The 19,817-nt window shown below is 47.4% G+C and carries 16 protein-coding genes and 1 pseudogene; 6 read left to right on the top strand and 11 right to left on the bottom strand.

Going from position 1 to position 19,817, the window contains the following annotated elements:
* Nucleotides 1-4: 4 nt before the first annotated feature.
* The 5 genes from ACFQ3J_RS20160 to chrA all read right to left on the bottom strand — a co-directional run bounded on the left by ACFQ3J_RS20160 (nt 5) and on the right by chrA (nt 6,083).
* On the bottom strand, nt 5-955 hold the full coding sequence (locus ACFQ3J_RS20160) for an ABC transporter permease (RefSeq protein WP_090725592.1): 951 nt from the start codon (nt 953-955) through the stop codon (nt 5-7).
* Nucleotides 956-1,131: 176 nt separating this feature from the next.
* Complete coding sequence (locus ACFQ3J_RS20155; RefSeq protein WP_091159659.1) at nt 1,132-2,688, bottom strand: ABC transporter substrate-binding protein; 1,557 nt, start codon at nt 2,686-2,688, stop codon at nt 1,132-1,134.
* Nucleotides 2,689-2,799: 111 nt separating this feature from the next.
* Entirely contained in the window at nt 2,800-3,279 is a 480-nt protein-coding gene (locus ACFQ3J_RS20150; RefSeq protein ID WP_244533436.1) for an Lrp/AsnC family transcriptional regulator, read from the bottom strand.
* A gap of 421 nt (nt 3,280-3,700) precedes the next feature.
* On the bottom strand, nt 3,701-4,852 hold the full coding sequence (locus ACFQ3J_RS20145; RefSeq protein ID WP_251583829.1) for a metallophosphoesterase: 1,152 nt from the start codon (nt 4,850-4,852) through the stop codon (nt 3,701-3,703).
* A gap of 64 nt (nt 4,853-4,916) precedes the next feature.
* A complete protein-coding gene (gene chrA / locus ACFQ3J_RS20140; protein ID WP_251583828.1) occupies nt 4,917-6,083 on the bottom strand; it encodes a chromate efflux transporter in 1,167 nt (388 codons plus the stop codon).
* 263 nt (nt 6,084-6,346) lie between these two features.
* On the opposite strand from chrA, the gene ACFQ3J_RS20135 reads away from it, so the two are divergent.
* Nucleotides 6,347-6,979: an NAD(P)-dependent oxidoreductase gene (locus ACFQ3J_RS20135; protein ID WP_091159656.1), complete on the top strand. Its 633-nt coding sequence runs from the start codon at nt 6,347-6,349 to the stop codon at nt 6,977-6,979.
* A gap of 173 nt (nt 6,980-7,152) precedes the next feature.
* Entirely contained in the window at nt 7,153-7,584 is a 432-nt protein-coding gene (locus ACFQ3J_RS20130) for an Rrf2 family transcriptional regulator (RefSeq protein ID WP_091159654.1), read from the top strand.
* A 47-nt stretch (nt 7,585-7,631) separates the two neighbouring features.
* On the opposite strand, the gene ACFQ3J_RS20125 is transcribed toward ACFQ3J_RS20130, so the two are convergent.
* Together ACFQ3J_RS20125 and ACFQ3J_RS20120 are read right to left on the bottom strand one after the other, a co-directional pair.
* The gene (locus ACFQ3J_RS20125; RefSeq protein WP_091159653.1) at nt 7,632-8,093 is read right to left on the bottom strand and encodes an Lrp/AsnC family transcriptional regulator; all 462 of its coding nucleotides are present in this window, start codon (nt 8,091-8,093) and stop codon (nt 7,632-7,634) included.
* Nucleotides 8,094-8,525: 432 nt separating this feature from the next.
* A complete protein-coding gene (locus ACFQ3J_RS20120) occupies nt 8,526-9,425 on the bottom strand; it encodes an SDR family oxidoreductase (protein WP_251583827.1) in 900 nt (299 codons plus the stop codon).
* Between the two features lie 284 nt (nt 9,426-9,709).
* Here ACFQ3J_RS20120 and ACFQ3J_RS20115 point away from each other — a divergent pair, with 284 nt between their 5' ends.
* A complete protein-coding gene (locus tag ACFQ3J_RS20115) occupies nt 9,710-10,060 on the top strand; it encodes a DUF485 domain-containing protein (protein WP_091159649.1) in 351 nt (116 codons plus the stop codon).
* Complete coding sequence (locus tag ACFQ3J_RS20110; protein WP_091159648.1) at nt 10,057-11,607, top strand: solute symporter family protein; 1,551 nt, start codon at nt 10,057-10,059, stop codon at nt 11,605-11,607. The genes ACFQ3J_RS20115 and ACFQ3J_RS20110 overlap by 4 nt, the downstream gene beginning before the upstream one ends.
* A 476-nt stretch (nt 11,608-12,083) precedes the next feature.
* On the opposite strand, the pseudogene ACFQ3J_RS20105 reads toward ACFQ3J_RS20110, so the two are convergent.
* The 4 genes and pseudogenes from ACFQ3J_RS20105 to ACFQ3J_RS20090 form a co-directional block, all read right to left on the bottom strand.
* A pseudogene (locus ACFQ3J_RS20105) lies at nt 12,084-12,242 on the bottom strand (ArsB/NhaD family transporter); the annotation flags it as partial.
* 274 nt (nt 12,243-12,516) lie between these two features.
* Entirely contained in the window at nt 12,517-14,133 is a 1,617-nt protein-coding gene (locus tag ACFQ3J_RS20100) for an extracellular solute-binding protein (protein ID WP_379293748.1), read from the bottom strand.
* 74 nt (nt 14,134-14,207) lie between these two features.
* Complete coding sequence (locus tag ACFQ3J_RS20095) at nt 14,208-15,125, bottom strand: carbohydrate ABC transporter permease (protein WP_244533433.1); 918 nt, start codon at nt 15,123-15,125, stop codon at nt 14,208-14,210.
* Between the two features lie 29 nt (nt 15,126-15,154).
* Complete coding sequence (locus ACFQ3J_RS20090) at nt 15,155-16,099, bottom strand: ABC transporter permease (RefSeq protein WP_251583825.1); 945 nt, start codon at nt 16,097-16,099, stop codon at nt 15,155-15,157.
* A 332-nt stretch (nt 16,100-16,431) separates the two neighbouring features.
* Between ACFQ3J_RS20090 and ACFQ3J_RS20085 the strand changes: the two genes are divergently transcribed.
* Both ACFQ3J_RS20085 and ACFQ3J_RS20080 read left to right on the top strand, forming a co-directional pair.
* A complete protein-coding gene (locus tag ACFQ3J_RS20085; protein WP_251583824.1) occupies nt 16,432-18,165 on the top strand; it encodes a sensor histidine kinase in 1,734 nt (577 codons plus the stop codon).
* A gap of 20 nt (nt 18,166-18,185) precedes the next feature.
* Nucleotides 18,186-19,814, top strand: a complete 1,629-nt coding sequence (locus ACFQ3J_RS20080; RefSeq protein ID WP_251583823.1) for a response regulator transcription factor — start codon at nt 18,186-18,188, stop codon at nt 19,812-19,814.
* The last annotated feature ends 3 nt before the right edge of the window (nt 19,815-19,817 follow it).

The raw sequence follows: 19,817 nt of genomic DNA, 5'->3' as shown, positions 1-19,817 counted from the left end.
CCGTCTATGCCCCCTTACCTGATTTGATGCGCGGATCAATGACCGCATAGAGAAGATCCACGATGATGTTGATCACGACCACAAGAAGCGCCGATACAAGAATAGCGCCCTGCACCGTTACATAGTCACGTTTGAATACAGATTCGACGATCAGACGGCCGAAGCCAGGAATCGAGAAGATGGACTCCGTGATGACAAGACCGCCGATGAGACCAGCAATGAGAATACCCGAGCTTGTAACGACAGGAATCAAGGCGTTTCGCAGCACATGCTTGAATATGGTCGCCCATTCATTGAGTCCTTTTGCTTTGGCTGTACGGACAAAATCCATATTAACAACCTCAACGAGCGAGGAACGAAGCATCCTCATTAGTTCAGCTGATTCCCTGAGCCCTGTTGCAATACAAGGAAGAATAAGTGCTAATAGATTGGCCTTCCAGTCGACGGAAAAAGGAACGTAGCCCGATGACGGAAGCCAGTTGTTTTCGACGGTAAAATAAATAATGAGCATCATGGCGAGCCAGAAACTCGGAATACTCATGCCGCCAAGCGCTCCAAAGGAACTAAGATAGTCAAGCCAGGTATTGCGTTTGACTGCGGCAAGTATCCCTGCGGGTACTGCGATCAGCAGTGCGACAATAAAGCTTCCGATCGTCAGCTGTATCGTTGCAGGCAGCCGCTGTGCGATGAGTTCACTTACCGGTACATGGTCTGTAATCGATGTCCCCAAATCTCCCTGAAGTACATTGCCAAGCCAAGTAAAATACTGCTGTACAATCGGCTTGTCGAGGCCAAGCTCTGCTCTTAGGCTGGCGAGCGCCTCCGGTGTAGCCTCTTGACCCAGAATGACCCGGGCAGGATCACCTGGTATCAGATGGATCAAGGAGAAGGTCATGATCGACACCAGGAACAGAATGGGGATCGCGAGTAAAATACGCTTTAATACAAACATCATGAGCTCTCTCTCCCAATTTTGTTTATTTGGCAAAAAATCATTATCAATGACACAAGAAAGCGAAATTTGAATTCCGCTTTCTTGTTGTGTTAGAGTGTTATTTTGCAGGCTTAGAAAGGGATTATAGGCTTTAGAGGTGAGATGCTAAACATCCTAAATTCCTTTTCTTTGGGCTGTTATTGAATATCCAAGTTCGCTGTACGGATGATGCCGTCAGGAATATAAGTAAAGTTCTGAACCTTGTTTGATACACCAAATTTATCGTAGTTGTGATAGATGTAGACATAGCTTCCGTTCTCATGAACGATATCCATCGCCTGCTGGTACAGCTCTGCACGCTTTGCTGTATCCTGCTCCGCACGTGCGGCAATCAGTGCTTCATCAAGCTCCGGCTCGGAAATGCGGCCTTGGTTGTTCGGCATGCCAGTTACCAGGAAGTCATATACGTTCTGATCCGGGTCAATCCTGCCGGACCATCCCAATTGCATCGCTTCGAAGTTACCGCTGTCGCCATTCTCCAGCATCGTACCGTACTCGACTTTTTCAAGTTCAACGTTGATCTTGTGTGCCTTCAGCATGTTCTGAACAACGGCAGCAAACTGCTCGTTCTCAGTCGTTGTAGAAATTTGCATTTTGAAGCTGAAGCCATCCGGCTTGCCGCCTTTTTCAAGCAATTCTTGAACTTTAGCTGCATCTACTGCAGGAGACTTGTCCTGCTCTTCATTGTAAGCAAGGCTGCCTGGTGCAAATGGAGTATGTGCCGGTGCACCGTAACCGTCGAACAATACTTTGACAATCGCTTCACGATCAAGAGCCAGATCGACCGCCTGACGCAGGTATTTGTTCTGCAGGTCCCCTACCGTGTTATTCAAATGAATCCCTTGGAAGCCCATGTTCGCTTGTGCAACCACAGTCAGGTTCGCGTCATTCTCAACAGTAGGAATTTCCTTCACCGGAATTTCATCAATAATATCGACAACGCCGGAGCGAAGATTCTGTACCGCCGCACTCGTGTTGGTGAACACTTTGTAGTTCACTTCGTCGATCTTCACTTCATTCTTCCAATAGTTCTCGTTCTTCTTCAAAGTCACGTGGTCGCCGCTTACCTGCTCAACGAAGGCAAATGGACCTGTTCCTACCGGATTCTTAACATAGTTATCTCCATGCTCCTCAACTGCTGCCGGAGATACCATCATGCCGGAACGATCAGCCAGAACGGACAGGAATGGAGCAAATGGCTCCTTGAGCGTAATCACTACCGTCAACTCATCCGTTGCTTCCACGGTATCAATCGAACTCAGCTCACTGATCCGCTTCGAGCCTTCCTGCTTATAGCGCTCCAGATTAAATTTAACTGCCTCTGCATTAAACTCGCTTCCATCCTGGAAAGTGATACCGTCATGAAGCGTTAAAGTATACGTAAGACCATCTTCAGAAACGGTATATTCCGATACGAGCATCGGCACTACCTCGCCATCCGCATTTACATCAAACAGCTTGTCATAGATACTGTTCTGTACCTGGCGATCATAGAGGGAAGACGATGACATCGGATCTAGACTTGGAGGGTCAGCCTTCAGACCAATGTTAAGTACCTTAGGACCTGTAGTTGATCCTTCAGCTCCCCCTGTATCCGTTGCTGTTTCTCCACCGCCTCCACCGCATGCAGTTAATACAAGCAAGCTGCTCAGTACTGCAGATGACAAAAGCTTGTTCATTTTTTTTGTAAACATCTTCATGACCTCACTTTTCTATAGAATAAATTTATAACCAGTCCCTTGATTAGGAACAGATTGGAATGAATAATGTGCATAAATATACATTGGTAATAAAAAGATGAAGCTCTAGCGGACGAACTTCAACTTTGATTTGAGAACCTTGAGCTCCATGATGACATTGGTACGTGTAATGCCTTTGACTTTATTCAACTTTTTCATTAGAAATTCGGAGAATTCATCGGTATCCTTCGTGAATACTTGAAGCATAAGCTGATATTCACCACTAATCAGGAGCATCAGCCTGACCTCGGGCATTTCGTGAATTGCTTCCGTGACTTCCTCCATCATTTGATTCTCTACAGCGATAAAGATCAGCGTTTCAGAACGAATACCGGCTTTTACCGGATTGACGATTCCTACCAGGCTGAGAACACCTTCATCCTGCATCTGCTGAACCCGGAGCCGAACGGTCTTCTCTGTTACGTTTAACTCTTTGGCAATTTGGGTAAAGGGTATACGGGCATTCTCTTGCAAGAATCCAACAATACCTCGGTCCAGATCATCGAGACCGGAATACATTGCCCGCTGATGTTCTTCTTCAGTCACTTTTAGTGCTCCTTCTTCGACTCATTTCCTCGTCTCATTTCCTAATTACATAATAATTAGTTATTTCCGAGTCTATTTACGATACTTTTTGTGTGAATTGGTACGAATTTAGTTTTTCTGATATTAAAGCAGGATGACATTAAAATCAAGCGTTTTTCCAACAAAAATCGACAGATCTCACATAGATGAAATTTATTATATAAATAAATTTAATTTATCTCTTTTATTTTCTATCGAATTCACCCATTTATCTCTTTCAATCTCGATTTATTTATTTATTATGTTAAAGCGGTATCGCATTGCACCTTTTACATAACGATGTGATGTAGATGTTAATTTCTTCTTTAATTTGGAAAGCGGCAAACAAAAAAACAGGCGTCATGATTACCATGACGCCTGCTTTGATGATGAAGCGAACCCATTAACCTTCTAATTTGAGCTCTATCTGAATGACCTCGGAACGGCTGGCGATCCGAATAGGAGGTCCCCAGGAGCCGAAGCCGGAGGATACGATCACATGCATCTTATCCTTCAGCATATAACCCCAGTCCAGCTCAAACAATCGCTTGGTAATCCAGTGATTCGGGGCAAATTGTCCTCGGTGGGTGTGACCGCACAGCAGTAAATCAGCTCCCGCTTCAGCCGCCTTCTCAAAAGCATACGGCTGATGATCCAGCAGGATAATGGGCTGTTCATGATCCAGCGGCTCCAGCAGCTCGGCTACAGGGAGACGTCTCTTCGGATCTGTCTTCTCCGCAGTAAGATCCTTTCTTCCGGCAATCTGGAGGACTCCTCCCGCCGTCGTCACCGTCTCGTCCTGCAGAACCCGAATGCCGAGCAGCCCCATTTCCTCTACATACTGATCAATGTGACCCCCATAATATTCATGGTTTCCAAGAACAGCATACACACCATGCTTCGCCGTAAGCTTCTTCATCCCTTCCGACATCTTATTCCTGAGAAAGGGTTCGATCGAATCGTCCAGCACATCTCCGGCAAGCAGAATAAGGTCAGGCTTCATTTCATTCATAATGGATACAAGTCTGCCGAGGTGACGGTTACCGACGATGTTTCCCAAGTGGATATCCGAAGCGACAGCAATGCGATATGTTCCAGGCTGACCTTCCGGTTTCTTTTTGTGAATCGAAATTTCATGCTGCCGTACAATAGGACTCCAAGCGTTATAGGAGCCTGCTACAAGGAACAGAACAAGCAGCCCTATAGCCAGCCAGCCGATAACCGGAATATATAATGCCTCTTCTACGCCTGCCGTATGACTGATCCATCCAGCAATGTCTGCGATCGGAAGCACGATAATGAAGAACTCCAGCAGCGCGAAGTAAAAGGAACCGAGGACCTTCATAAAGCGCCCTGCATGCCCGAGCCATTTAATCCGACCGATCCCATAGCCAAGTGCAATAATTGTCATGATGATCCCCAGCCATAACGGTGAAACGGTCTCGAAATACTGTGTAAGGAACAGATAGATGTTCCAGCCGATATACGTATTGATGCCTGCAAAAACGACCACAAAGAGCAAAATATTAATTACCATTCGTCCCGTAATCCTCATCCTGATCCAAAAGCTCCTTTATCCCATAATACGATCATATCAATCTATCTCGATTGTATTATATCTATGGATTTAAAGCCATTCCTCCAAATAATCCGATCAGCACGATGATCCATGGGGGCAGCTTCCACCAGACCAGCATGACGAACAGGACGAGCGCAAGTGCGAAATCATAAGGACCGCGTACAGCAGAAGTGAATACCGGATCATAAAAGGCTGCGAGCAATAGTCCGACAACTGCGGCATTCACGCCTTTCAGCGCGCCTTGTATTCCACTTCTTCCTCTAAGCTGCTGCCAGAAAGGAATCGCCCCTATGATCAGCAGGGCACCTGGGAGAAATATCGCTACGGTGAAAATTACAGCTCCGAGCGCTCCCTCCATTATTGTTCCCAGATAAGAAGCAAACGTAAAGAGCGGACCCGGTACCGCCTGTGTCAGGCCATAACCAGCCAGGAAGGCATCTGCATCAATCAATCCTTGCGGGACGAGTTCCCTCTCCAGCATGGGCAGAACGACATGCCCCCCGCCGAAGACGAGAGCTCCCGCCCGGTAGAAGCTGTCAAAATAAGCAATCCAGGCAGAACCGGAAATTTCACTCAGCAGTGGCAAGCAGAAAAGAAGCAGAAAGAACAGAACAAGACAGAAGATGCCCAATCCCTTCTGTATCGGCGCCTTCTCCGCTGATGGGGCGCTCTCCTGCTTCCCTCGATACAGATAGACGCCTGCGAGGCCTGCTGCAATGATGAGCGAGACCTGTGTAATCGCAGATGGCCATATTACGACCAGGACACATGCAAGAGCCGCAATGGTCATTCGGCTCCGGTCTGGTGCAAGGTTCTTTCCCATACTCCAGACGGCATGTGCCACAATAGCGACAGCAACGATCTTAAGTCCATGCATCCAGCCGATTTCAACGATGCCTGACTGCTGTAATAATGAAGCCGCAATAAACAAGGCTAGTACAGAAGGCAGCGTAAACCCAAGCCAGGCAATGATCCCTCCAAGCACGCCTGCCCTCATCATACCTACACCCATTCCGACCTGGCTGCTCGCCGGGCCCGGCAGGAAGTGACTTAACGCAACCAGATCTGCATAGGTACGTTCATCAATCCATTTTCGCCGCATTACATATTCATTGTGAAAGTAACCGAGGTGGGCAACCGGTCCTCCAAATGAGGTGAGTCCGAGCTTCAGTGCAGTTGTAAATACCTCCCATAGCCGTGTTCCCATGTTAGATATATGAATCTCCTCCTTAATGATCTAATCTATGCCTACAAAGATGTACAGCTTCGGCAATCTCTAATTCATCTAGGTTCTAAGCAAACCGTAGAAATTATAGCAGTGAAGTGTTAGGGCAATGTTAAATTAAAATTATTGCTGTTGTTGACAACACCTTAGACTTGTAACTATAATGATTACAAGTTGTAATCACCATAGTTACAGGTGGTGAGACTTTGAATAACAATTGAGTAAGCATAGGAGGAGAATGGCACATGAATATTGGAGTTATTGGAGCAAGTGGCAAAGCAGGCCGGCTCATCGCAAGAGAAGCGGCAAGCCGTGGTCACAGCGTCACCGCTATTGTCCGTGATGCGAGTAAAGTCTCTGAATTTCCTGTCATTGAGAAGGACGTGTTTCAAATTACAGAAGAAGATATCCAAGGCCTAGACGTCATCGTTAACGCTTTTGGCGCAGCTCTAGGGCAAGAGCATCTGTATGTGGAGGCAGGGCAGGCTCTTATCCGGCTGCTAAGCAATACAGACATTCGTCTTATTGTGGTTGGCGGCGCAGGAAGCCTATATGTAGATGATCAGAACACCACACGACTGGTCGATACACCCGAATTCCCGGCAGCGATTAAGCCCACCGCATTCAACGCAGCGAAGAACCTTGAAGATCTGAAGGCATCTGAAGATTTGGATTGGACCTATATGAGCCCTGCTGCATTCTTTGATCCCGAAGGTTCACGCACTGGTTCCTATCAGTTAGGACAAGACCATCTGATCCTGAACCAGCAAGGTAACAGCTATATCAGTTATGCAGATTATGCGGTGGCACTCGTTGATGAGATTGAAGCAGCAAACCATAAGCATCAGCGTTTTACAGTCGTATCTGAACGAAATTAATAGTTTCTATATATTGAGAATGGAGAAGTCTAAGATAGACATCTCCATTCTTTTCGTTTACTTACCTGATCGATTCTTTGTTTTGATTAGTTAAGATATTGATTCTGCGGCTTGCGGTTATAATATACTGATGTATACTGCGTATATAAGACGTACAAAGGAGTTATCCGTTTATGATTACCAGCCGATTCTCTGTAGGCATTCATATATTGACACTGCTGTACTACAATAAGGAAGGCGTAAATACATCAGAATTTATTGCCGCAAGTGTGGGAACGAACCCGGTCGTAATCCGCAGAATTATGGGGATGCTGAATAGAGCCGGACTTGTGGAAGCTAGACCCGGGGTGGCGGGCGCAAAGCTTAAAAGAGACATTTCCGACATTACGCTGCTTGATATCTATCATGCCGTTCACGCCGTTAACGAGAATGCGCTGTTCTCACTTCATGACTCACCCAATCCTGCCTGCGAAGTAGGGCGCAGTATTCAAGGAAGTATTGAGCCCATCTTTACTGCTGCACAAAAGGCCATGGAGGATCAGCTTGCACAGGTCAAGCTCAGTGATATCGTAAATGATGTAGTACAACAAGCAGCTCAAAAATAAACATTGATAGGACAACCCGAATGGTAATCGGATTGTCCTTTTTTTTGTTATGCATTAGGCAGCAAGGGTGTATGCTGCTCAAGCGCTGTATTCACTTTTACTTCTGAGAAAATAACATGCGTCATCGTATTGGCATACGTCGAAATCGCGTCAATAAACTCTTCAATCTCATCCAGCTGGCTGACGGTAAGCAGTACCATATAGCATGACTTGCCTGCGATCCGGTAACAGGATAACACCGTGGGATAACTCTCAATAAATGGCTTAAAGCGCTTATGGTCTCCATGCTGCAGCGTCACTTCAATCAGGCAGTCCATCGTAAAGCCGAGCTTCTTGCGATTGACCTGTATGGTATATCCCTCAATGAGCCCTTGCTCCTCCAGTCGCTTGACCCTTTCCGTCACCGAGGGTGCTGACAAATTAACCAGCCTTCCCAGCTCTCTCATAGAGAGACGCGCATCCTTCTGAAGTTCGGTCAGAATAGACATGTCGATATGATCTATTTTCATTTGTAAGTCAAACCCTTCATATTTCATTCCATTTATAAAGCATTACACTGTTTATACCTTAATACTTTTATGCAAACAATGCAATTATCCCGATAAAATAGATACTATGAAAGGGCGTGATCCAACTGATAAACAACGTAAAAAACAGCTGCAGCGAGCAAACTCCCTCAAGAAATATTCATGGCAAGCCAGCTGAAATCTCTGAAACAGAAGTCTATACAACACCTCAAGATCAAACAAAGCGGGGAAAAACCTGGAAACACTACCTTCATGAGATCCTGAAAGGAATAGCTGTATTCAAGTAACAACGGGTAATTTATATTAAAAAGCACCGGATCTCATCATCCGAGCTCGACCAACGTGATCAACTCCCCATTTTTTGAGCCCATTATAACACGGGGCGCTGATGCTGATTGAAAATTGGTTACAAGACTAGGAACCCACCATGGTTCCCCCGTTTACATGCAGAACCTGGCCTGTAACATAGCTGGAATCGTCGGAAGCCAAATAGACGTAAGTCGGTGCCAGCTCAAAGGGCTGACCGGCACGCTTCATCGGCGTATTTGCTCCCAGCGTCTTGATGTACTCTGCCGGGTAGCTCGCAGGCTGAAGCGGCGTCCATATCGGACCCGGGGCAACCGCATTTACGCGAATTCCACAGCCGACCAACTGCTCGGACAAGGACCGCGTGAAGGATACCATCGCTCCCTTGGTGGAGGAATAATCAATGAGAAGCGGATTCCCCGCATATGCGGTAACCGAGGTTGTCGAGATGATCGAGCTCCCAGGCTTCAAGTACTTCAGCGCTTCCTGTGTCAGAAAAAAGCTCGGGTAAATGTTCGTCCGGAACGTATCGTCCAGCTGCTGTGCTGTAATCGATGTGATAAACTCCTGCGGAAACTGCACTGCTTGATTAATAACGAGAATATCCAGTCTACCGAAGCAATTCGCCGTTTCATTCACAACAGCCCGGCAGTGCCCTTCATCTCGAAGATCGCCAGGAAGCAGAAGACAGCTCCCTCCGTACGCCTCAACCATTCGCAACGTATCTTCTGCATCCCGATGTTCATCCAGATACGGAATCGAGACGCTTGCGCCTTCCTTGGCAAAGGCAATCGCCACCGCTCTGCCGATTCCACTATCCCCTCCGGTAATGATCGCAATCTTCCCTTTGAGCTTGCCACTCCCTACATACCCTGGATTGTCCGCAATCGGCAGCGGGTTCATAATGTATTCGAACCCGGGCTGGCGGTCCTGGTGCTGAGGTGGGAACGTAATGGGAACTTTTTCGCACTTCACTTCCTTACCATAGTATGGATACATGGGAATCATATATAAGCCTCCTATTTAGCCGTTTTCTCTCGGAGCATTATATGTACACATCCGCCTATTGGAAACTTGCTTTTTAATAAGAAAAAGTTGTATTACCCTATACAAGCGTGTAGTATAATAACATTGTTTTACAGAAAAACCTTTATTACTAGAATCAATTTCCTAATACCTCTTCGTTTCTTTAATGAAATTGATTCACCAATATTAAAATGGGGGTGAATGATTGAGCTTTGAGCTTTCACTGTTTTAAAGCGCTTACACTAATAGAATGCGAGGGATTGCATATGGAAAGTAACTTGCAGCAACGTGAGCCTGCCAAGTCAAAACGTTCTCCCGAGGAATATTCTAACATTGCTAAGTCTACTTATTTTCAACAGCTGCTTCGAGACAAGAAACGCTTTATTCTTCCTTTCACGATCTTCTTCTTCTGCTTCTATTTTGCTCTGCCAATTCTCACCTCCTACACGACGATTCTGAATACACCGTTTATAGGAAGCATCACCTGGGCTTGGGTACTGGCCTTTCTTCAATTTATCATGACATGGGCTTTCTGCATGATCTACTACAAAAAAGCTTCCAAATTCGATCAGCTGTCAAGTCAAATCATTGATGAGGAAAAGAGAGGTAACCTATGAATACAGCTGCTTTTATCATGTTTCTCGTTATCGTCGCCGCCACACTGCTCATTACGTACTGGGCTTCGAAAAAAACGACATCCGCAAGTGATTTCTACACGGCTGGCGGGGGCCTGACCGGCTGGCAGAACGGACTCGCTATCGCCGGAGACTATATGTCTGCTGCCTCCTTCCTAGGCATCGCCGGCATGATTGCTCTATCCGGTTTCGATGGATTCTTCTACAGTATCGGCTTTCTCGTCGCTTATCTGGTTGTCCTCTTTCTGGTGGCTGAGCCGCTGCGGAACCTGGGCAAGTACACCTTTGCCGACATGATTGCCGTTCGTTTCCACATGAAGAAGATCCGGGGCTTCGCCGCCTTTAATACGATTGCCATATCCATCTTCTATATGATTGCGCAGCTGGTCGGAGCGGGCGCCCTGATCAAGCTGCTGCTCGGGATTGAATTTACGACCTCTGTCATTATCGTCGGCATTCTGATGACGGTTTACGTTATTTTTGGCGGGATGCATGCAACGAGCTGGGTACAGATTGTTAAGGCCTTTCTGCTGATGGGCGGAACCTTCGTAATATCCATCCTGGTACTCTACAAATTCGATTTCAGCATTACCGGCATGTTCTCACATATGACTACTGCCACGCCGCATAACGAGAGCTTCCTGAATCCAGGAATCAAATACAAAGACGGTCTGGATACACTCTCCTTGACCATGGGTCTGGTGCTTGGAACGGCCGGATTGCCGCACATTCTGGTCCGTTTCTTCACTGTAAAAGATGCCAAAACTGCCCGCAGCTCAGTCGTATATGCAACCTGGGTTATCGGTATCTTCTATGTCATGACGATCTTCCTTGGCTTCGGTGCTGCCGCATTCGTAGGCAACAGCGCCATCATTGCCCAAGATCAGGCAGGCAACATGGCAGCACCGCTGCTGGCACAGGCCCTCGGGGGGGACATGATGTTTGCTTTCATCTCCGCTGTCGCGTTCGCCACCATCCTTGCGGTCGTTGCGGGGCTCGTGCTCACCGCGGCTACGGCGTTCTCGCATGATTTTTACAATCAGATATTACGCAAGGGTCAGGCGACGGAGAAGGAGCAGATGAACATGGCTCGTTATGCTTCTATCGGAATCTCCATTCTATCCATCCTGCTTGCACTCGTCGCGCGGAATTTGAACGTTGCCTTCCTCGTCTCCCTTGCCTTCGCCGTCGCTGCCAGCGCCAATCTGCCGGTCATTTTATACACGATCTATTGGAAAAGATTCAACACCAACGGCGCCATATGGGCCATGGTGGTCGGACTCGTCACATCGGTGGGCCTTGTGCTCGTCAGTCCGAATGTGATTCATCCAGATGCAGGCAAAGCGATCTTCACGGGTGAACCCCTCTATCCTTTCTCTACCCCAGGGCTGATCTCAATCCCGCTTGGATTCCTAGCCGGCTATGTTGGAACGCTGCTCTCCCGCAAGAAAACAATAGAGGAAGACAACCAAACGAGCTATGACGAAATTCTGGTCAGGTCCAATACCGGACTGGATAATACGGTTTAGCTGAAACAATCTCATAGTACTACTTTAGATGTCCTCCGGTTGCAGCCGGAGGCATCTTTAATTTGTTCACTTCAACTAACTGCGACCTACGCTGTTTTTCAATTCGGAGCGAAACTTCGCGTTGAATCCTGCGTTTTATGTGTGGCAATGTGTTAGCCCACTTGTCCGTAAACAGATCATTTCAGACATCCAAGAAGGAGACTTAAGCAGATGAAACACAAATGGAAGCAAGCCGTTCTAATTGGTTGTGCCGTGCTTGGCATAGCGACAACCCAAACCTTTTCGGGACAAGCCATTGCAGCGGAGGCGAATGCAAGTCCAGATCTCAACACCCTCTTGAAGGACAGCGTGGCCTTGTCAATTGGAAGTCCGAACAGTCTGTCATTTGGGGAAGCAAAATTCATTGATAAAGAAAATTCCGAAATTACCCCTTATATCAAAAATCAGCGCACATTAACTCCGCTTCGCTTCATCAGCGCGAGCACAAGGAACAGAATTGCAATGATTCCTGCTACCACTGATACCGGAACACCTACAAATTCACACACAAAATATCCAATGAGCAGCAGACCCAGCACATACCACGAAATATGGAACAACTTCGGGTCCTTGATCGCTTCAGACGGTGCCTTCAGCTAATATTGCTGAAGCCACAAATGACAACCCCCATACACACAAACTACAAAATATATTATGTATTAATCAACAACTTGACTCACCAAAAAGACGAACGAATTTGATTCATCCTCATTTCACTTCTCGAATCATGTTCGATATGCCGAACATCATTATATAAGTATTGGCTCATGTTCACAATCATTTCTGAAATGCCATAGTCAGACGAAGAAAAGCACCCCTCATCGGAGTGCTCTTTGGAGTGCTCTTCCCTAGTCTTAGGAAAGAATTCAATTACTGCACGCTCGTATACCTCGCATACGCTTCCGTCCGGATCTGAACCAATCGTTCCAGTCCCATATCATTCAGCTGCTTAAGGTAACCCTCCCACTCTGCATCAATCGTGCCTTCTGTGATCCATTTGGCACGGTTGGTACGGACATAACCATCAATATCCGTCGTCAGCGTCGGCAGCTCCTGAAACTCCTCGCTGCTGTACATGACATTCGGGAATGGTGTCGTCACATAGTCAGCTCCCAACTTATCAATAACCAGCTTCAGACCGTCGCCGACCGTTTCATCCAGAATGATGTTCTGTTCAAAGCTCGGACTGACATATTTCGGGCCAAAATCTCGCAGGGATTGCTCCCAATACCACGCATCTGCGCTCGTTCCTTCCGGAGGGCTCATCAGTGCATACGTACCATCGTCCTTCTTCTCAATGACAGTACCGATCGCTCCCCAGAAGTTCTGAATACTGGCTTCATTCGTATAGAACTGATCTGCCCAGCGGGCGACGACCTCAGGATATTTGCTGGAGGTTGTGATCAGCAGCTCGTTGCGTCTGAAGCTGAGCCCCACAGGGTCTCCTGCCTGATAACGCTTCCCATCCGGACCGGCCAGGGTCGGGATGGCCTCATATTCATCCTTCCATTTGCCGAACACCGCATCCGGTATCCACTGGTTCGTGAACCCGATAAGAGCAGCATCCGGATTCTGATGCTTCGCTGTAGACATCGTGTTATCCTGCGTGAACAATTCAGGATCGATCAAGCCTTCTGCATACAGCTGATGCGCCCATTTAATCGCTTCTTTATATTGTTCGGTTATCGGATAGAACACCGGTTTGCCATCCTGAATCATCATGCTGCTGGCATTAATATCGGTAATGCCAAATGGACTCAGCAGATCGCTGCTGATATCGCCCGAGCCGCTGATCGGAATTTCATCCTGCTTGCCATTTCCGTTCGGGTCCTGCTCCTTGAAGGCTTTGAGCACCTGATACAGCTCATCCGTCGTTTCAGGGACTTCAAGTCCCAAACGGTCCAGCCATACCTTGTTAATAATCGGCTGATTCATGGACTTCGGTCTCGAAGGCAGCCTTGCCGGCAGCGAGTAGATTTGCCCGTCCGGGAAGGTACTGATCTTCTTCAGCTCGGGAGTCTCTTCCATCGCGGCCTTCAAATTCGGCATATACTGATCGATATACTCATCCAGCGGGCGGAAATAAGCCAAGTTGTTCACAATATCCGAATCCGAGAATACCGCATCGCCTAAAATCACGTCGGGGAGCGTGCCGCTCGCCAGCATGATCGACTTCTGCTCTCCCCAATCATTGGAGGACATGACCTGCCAGTTGATCTTGACATTGGTCTGCTGCTCCAAGTCCTTAATCCATTGATTCTGCGTAAATGTATCCCCCATATTCCCCCACCGCACAGTCAGCACATCCAGCGTAATCGGTTCGTTAACGATAGGCAGTCCTTCTTTATTAAAAATTGCTTCATCCACTGCCTGCTTCTCTTCTCCCGTTTCACTGCTGCTGCAGCCGATCAGTCCAAGGAGCAGTGTTGACGCCAGGACAACGGAGGTCAGCATTTTCATACGGTATTCTCTATTCCTATACTTCATTCGCATATTCATCGATCCCCTCATATAAGATCCAGACCAGATATCAGCGCATTACATAAGTCATGACAGCTATTCTATTGCTTCACGGCGCCAATCATCACCCCCTGATTGAAATACTTCTGTACGAATGGGTAAATGCACATGATCGGCACCGTCGCCACAATAATGACCGCATAGCGCATCAGATTGGCAAGTCGCAGCGCGACAGCCGCTGCTTCTCCGGTTCCCATACTGGACTGCATCTGGTTGGTAATCAGGATATTTCGCAAGATAAGCTGCAGCGGATACAAATTCGGATCTTTCAAATAAATGAGTGCATTAAAATAGGAATTCCAGTGGCCCACCGCCGTCCATAACGCAATAACCGAAATAACCGCCTTAGAGAGCGGAATCACAATCTGCAGGTAGTACCGCAAATTGCCGCAGCCATCCAGCTGTGCCGCTTCCCACAGATCTTCAGGGATACTGTGCTGAAAAAAAGTCCGGGCAACAATAATGTTATACACCGCAACCGAGAACGGGAGCACCATTACGAGAAAGGTATCATACATATGGAAGTCCCTGATCGTAAGGAAGGTGGGAATGAGCCCGCCATTAAAAAACATCGTGAAGATAAAAAAGAGCGAGATGGCTCTGCGGCCAAACAGATCCTTACGCGACAATGCATAGGCTGCGGATATGTTTACCACAAGGCTGATAACTGTACCAATGACGGTATATAGTATCGTGTTCCGGTAACCAATCCATATATTCTCATGCTTCAGCAGCTCCTGATAGCCTGCCAGTGTGAACCCTTTGGGGAACAGCCACACCTGGCCGTTCGCCACGGCTGCCGGATCACTGAATGATGCAATGATAATAAAATATATTGGATACATAAGCAGAATGAGCAGCATGACGGCAAACACATACAAGGCAATCTCCAGCACTCGATCCGAGGAACGATTGTTAACAGGCCGGGCAGCTTGCCGGGGCGATTCCACATTGTCCACTCTTCATCCCTCCTCTCCCTGTAAACTTCCTACCACAGGCTGTTTTTGCTGTATTTTTTGGAAATCTCATTTACCATGATGAGCAAGATGAAATTAATGATCGTATTCGCGAGGTTAATAGCGGACGAGAAGCTGTACTGGCTGCTGAGCATCCCTATCTTATATACATAAGTGGAGATCACTTCACTTGAGGAGATATTCAGATTGTTCTGCATCAGGTAGACCTTCTCGAATCCGACACCCAGCAGGCTCCCCACTCTCAGGATGAGCAGTGTGACAGCCGTCGGCATGAGCATCGGAAGGTCGATATACCATATTTTTTGCCAGCGGCTTGCTCCGTCCATCGTGGCCGCTTCGTACAGACTCGGGCTCACGGCGGACAATGCCGCAATGAAGATAATGCTGTCCCAGCCGGTATGCTGCCATACATCCGACCATACATATACGCTGCTGAACAACCCTGGTGATCCCATCAGGTTAGGAGCGTCCGCGCCGAACAAACGATAAATGTGACCGATGAGCCCTGTGCTTGGTGACAAAAGGATCAGCAGTAATCCCACCATAACGACGGTCGAAATAAAATGCGGCATATAAGTTACGGTCTGAAAAAACCGCTTGAACCGGTTCTCCCTCATCTGATTGATCATCAATGCCAGCATGATGGGAATCGGAAACGTAGCCAGACTGTACAAGCTAAGGATCAGCGTGTTCTTGATGGTCGTATCAAATTGATAAGAATTAAAAAATTTCTCGAAGTACTTCAGTCCTGCCCAAGGACTGCCGCCGATGCCAAGAGCCGGACTGTAGTCTTTGAAGGCAATGACGATGCCATACATTGGAATGTAAGCAAATAGCAGCAGCAAGACTACAGCAGGCAGCAGTAACAAGTATAGACCCCAGTTCCGTTTAATCTGCAGCAGCGCAGGTGCTCTTTTTCGATGACTCGGTTTAACACTTAAATCCGCTGTTCTCACATCCGCTCCCCTTTCACGCCAGCCCACTCATCAAAGCGCTTTCATAAGCAGACCGGTGATTCCCTCTTCCATGTCTTGAGTATACTCTGCGTGAAGGGTAGGTACTGGACTTGTAACCGAGAGGATTCGGACTTTTCTTGTATCTTGCTGCCATATACTGTCCAGGTGAAGCTTGTGCACTATAGGGTATTACAGACTTTTTCATGCGACGATCCAGACTTTGTTCATATTTGCTCTGACAGCCATGTTCTTTTGACGGGAGAGGAATTATAATATCAATACCATATAATAAAACGCTTACATACTTAAGCGTCAGGAAAGGAAGCTTGACGATGGATAGGGTTATCAAGCATGCGCACCGCAGGTCACATCCCATCCGGCATTATGTCAAAATCACGCTTCTGATCACGATCTCCGCGCTTCTGCTTGATCTCGCCATCAGCATGGCCTCCATCTCGATCGTCAAACAGCAGTCCACACGTTACCTCCAGGATACCGCGGATCTCTATCTCACCAGAATTAATCATGACTTTGATTATATCAATCATTATATGGGCTGGACGCTGGCCAACGACGACAACATCGAAGCCTTGCTGCCGAAGCGACAGAACGGTAACTACGACGATTTCCTCGAAGCGAGTGATAATCTGCGCAAGCGATATACAGAGCTGCAAAAAAATTACGGACCCGCGTACAATTTCTTCTATTATTCCAAGGAAGAGAAGCTGCTCCGCAATTATGCGCCCATGAGCATCACTTATCCCGAATACCAGGAGCTCGGGCAGCAAATGGTCAGCTATACAAGCGATCCCAATGTCTATGACAAGTTCTATTCCAACTGGACACCCATCCTCATCCAGGATAAATACTACATTATCAATATCGTGCCTTATCATGAGCAGTACCTGATGTGCCTTATTTCTGCGGATGATCTTATCGCACCTCTAAGACAGATTAATTTAGGAAAGAACGGGTTCTCTACCCTGGTTGATCAGGACGGCAGGATCTTATCCAGTCCGGCAGCAGATATGGAACCGAGCCAGGGAGCCGGGTTCACCTTCCCTTTCATCTCGGGTCCACGGACGACCGTAAGCAAGGCGTTCACGGATTCTACCATTAATGTGAAGATGATCATTGAGTTCGGCGCCTTTGAGAAGATCATGGTGGCCCAGCTCTTGATCCTGCTCCTGTTCGTGATCGTTGCGTCCTCCCTGATCGTTGTCGTCCTGTATTTGAAGGGCAGGGTGCTGAAGCCGATCCAGCAATTTTCCAGGAATCTCTCGAAGATGGCAGAGTCCAGTGAGCCGCTGGAGTTCACCAGCAGCCCTATCATTGAGCTGTCAGAGGCGGGCTTGCAGTACAGGAAGCTCATCGAGCAAATTAAACAGATCAAGATTGATATGTATGAACAGGAGCTCTCCAAGCAGCAGATTCAGCTGGATTATATGAAGATGCAGATCAGACCGCACTTTTTTCTAAACTGTCTCACCAACATCTACAGTATGGCCCAGATGCAAATGCATAAGGAGATTGAATACATGACCCTCTCCACCTCCTCGTACTTCCGGTATATTTTTCAGAATAACGATCATTTTGTACGACTTGGAGACGAGATTGAACATGTCACAACTTATCTTGAAATACAGAAGCACCGGTATCGGAATGCCTTCAGCTATGACATTAGCGGGAGCGACAACGTCCGGGAGCTGATGCTTCCTCCTCTTGTGCTTCAGACCTTCATTGAGAATGCCGTTAAATATGCTGTTTCCAGAGATAACAAGCTGCAGATTCAGCTTCGATTGGAGCAGGAGATTTATATTAACCGACGTGTGCTCAAGATTGTCATTGAAGATTCAGGCCCCGGATTTCCGTCAGAGATTCTGGAGCAGCTTCAAGCCGGTCTGCCGCTTGAGATGCTCCAAGGTCATAGAATCGGGATTATGAACACGCTGAAGCGGCTGGAGTCGCTGTATGAGGGAGAAGCAAGGGTTCATTTTTCTAATCAGAGGAATGGCGGTGCCTGTATCCAATTATTTCTGCCACAGCCTTTGCAAAGCCTAACTTGAAGAAGAAGGAAGGTGCACACATGAATGTATTGCTTGTGGATGATGATTATTTTGTCGTTGCTGCACTGGAGCAGAAGATTGACTGGAGTGCTCTATCCATTGATCAGGTCTACACCGCCTACAATATAGCCCAGGCTCGAGAGATCTTCGTGCAGCATGATATTGAAATTATGATATGCGATATAGAGATGCCGCAGGGCAGCGGACTCGAGCTTCTCGCCTGGATTCGGGAGGAGAACTATGCAGTCCAGACGATCTTCCTAACGAACTATGCCGACTTTAATTACGCGCAAAAAGCGATTGAGCTGCAGAGCTTCGACTATTTTCTGAAGCCGATCGCCTTCGATAAGCTGACCCTGATCCTGTCCAAAGCGATATACAAGGTGAGGGAACAGCGAAGGAATGAAGCAGCGATCAAGGAAGGGCTGCTCTGGCAGAAAAATCAGCGCAAGATGGTTGAGCATTTCTGGCGACAGCTCAGTACCGAGAAGAAAAATGCCCCGAGCACGGCATCGCTTGCTGAAGCGATCATAGAGCAGAATCTTCCTTACCAGTTGTCTGATCTGTTCCTTCCTTTGCTAATATCCATCTACGCCTATGACCAGAGCCTCGGTAAGGAAGACAAAGACCTATTCAATTATGCTCTTCACAACGTACTCACGGAGCTATTTCATCACCCCTCCTTCGCAGTAGAATCCATGATTGAGGTCAAAGACAATCACTATTTCGTCATCCTAAGATGGACTTCAGCAGAAGAAGCTGCTCTCATTGAATCGGCCAGTGCCTCCTTTATCCAAAAAGCAAACCGCTTCTTGAAATCCGATGCCTCGTGCTGTATCGGAATCACTTCCTCCCTGTCACAGCTATATCAGGGAATACAAAATTTACTGCGGATGAACGAGGAGATTATCAAGCACCGTAATCAAACGCTATATCTGGAACAGTATCCTCAGACAGAAGCAATCAAGGCTGTCGTCTATGCAGCACCGGACCTGTCGCATCTCGAAGAGTGGCTGAGTAAAGATGATCCGGCTTCGTTCTTGAACGAGGCAAAGCGTTGTCTGTATGACCTCATTGCACACGGACAAGATCAAATCTTAAATGCTTCCGTACTCCGTCTGTTCCGATTGGACATGATCCAGATCGTCTATTCCTATCTGAAAAGCAAGGAAATTCAGGCCCATAAGCTGTACACGGGAAAGCTCCATGATCAGTTATACGCAGCATCCCTCTATTCAATAGAGGATATGGAGAAGTATATCGAGTACCTTGTCAAGACGGCCGCGGAATACCGCCGTTATGCGGCGCAGCAGGACTCTGTCGTCGAGGAGATCAAGCAGCATATTCATAAGCACTGCGGTGATGAGCTGACAAGGAACAGTTTGGGGGAAATGGTGTATCTAAACCCCGATTATTTGGCACGCATCTTCAAGAAGGAGACCGGCATATCGCTTGGCGCTTACATTATTCAGGCCCGGATTAGAAGCGCACGCCAGCTGCTTGAGAGCACATCGTTATCCGTCTATTCCATCGCCGGAAAAGTCGGCTATGCCAATTACCCCTATTTCTCCAAGCTGTTCAAGCAGGATGTGGGCTGCACTCCAACCGAATATCGCAAGCTGAGGCAGGAAGCTGCCACCAGCATGTAAATT

The sequence above is a fragment of the Paenibacillus provencensis genome, assembly GCF_042678545.1.
GTDB lineage: Bacteria > Bacillota > Bacilli > Paenibacillales > Paenibacillaceae > Paenibacillus > Paenibacillus provencensis.
Note: the sequence above shows the minus strand (reverse complement) of the source record. Positions and strands in the feature narration are given on the sequence as shown.

Coding starts and splice junctions, on each gene's coding strand:
- ACFQ3J_RS20160 (WP_090725592.1), bottom strand. CDS start 955: ATGATGTTTGTATTAAAGCGTATTTTACTCGCGATCCCCATTCTGTTC.
- ACFQ3J_RS20155 (WP_091159659.1), bottom strand. CDS start 2,688: ATGTTTACAAAAAAAATGAACAAGCTTTTGTCATCTGCAGTACTGAGC.
- ACFQ3J_RS20145 (WP_251583829.1), bottom strand. CDS start 4,852: ATGAGGATTACGGGACGAATGGTAATTAATATTTTGCTCTTTGTGGTC.
- chrA (WP_251583828.1), bottom strand. CDS start 6,083: ATGGGAACACGGCTATGGGAGGTATTTACAACTGCACTGAAGCTCGGA.
- ACFQ3J_RS20135 (WP_091159656.1), top strand. CDS start 6,347: ATGAATATTGGAGTTATTGGAGCAAGTGGCAAAGCAGGCCGGCTCATC.
- ACFQ3J_RS20130 (WP_091159654.1), top strand. CDS start 7,153: ATGATTACCAGCCGATTCTCTGTAGGCATTCATATATTGACACTGCTG.
- ACFQ3J_RS20125 (WP_091159653.1), bottom strand. CDS start 8,093: ATGAAAATAGATCATATCGACATGTCTATTCTGACCGAACTTCAGAAG.
- ACFQ3J_RS20120 (WP_251583827.1), bottom strand. CDS start 9,425: ATGATTCCCATGTATCCATACTATGGTAAGGAAGTGAAGTGCGAAAAA.
- ACFQ3J_RS20115 (WP_091159649.1), top strand. CDS start 9,710: ATGGAAAGTAACTTGCAGCAACGTGAGCCTGCCAAGTCAAAACGTTCT.
- ACFQ3J_RS20110 (WP_091159648.1), top strand. CDS start 10,057: ATGAATACAGCTGCTTTTATCATGTTTCTCGTTATCGTCGCCGCCACA.
- ACFQ3J_RS20100 (WP_379293748.1), bottom strand. CDS start 14,133: ATGAAGTATAGGAATAGAGAATACCGTATGAAAATGCTGACCTCCGTT.
- ACFQ3J_RS20085 (WP_251583824.1), top strand. CDS start 16,432: ATGGATAGGGTTATCAAGCATGCGCACCGCAGGTCACATCCCATCCGG.
- ACFQ3J_RS20080 (WP_251583823.1), top strand. CDS start 18,186: ATGAATGTATTGCTTGTGGATGATGATTATTTTGTCGTTGCTGCACTG.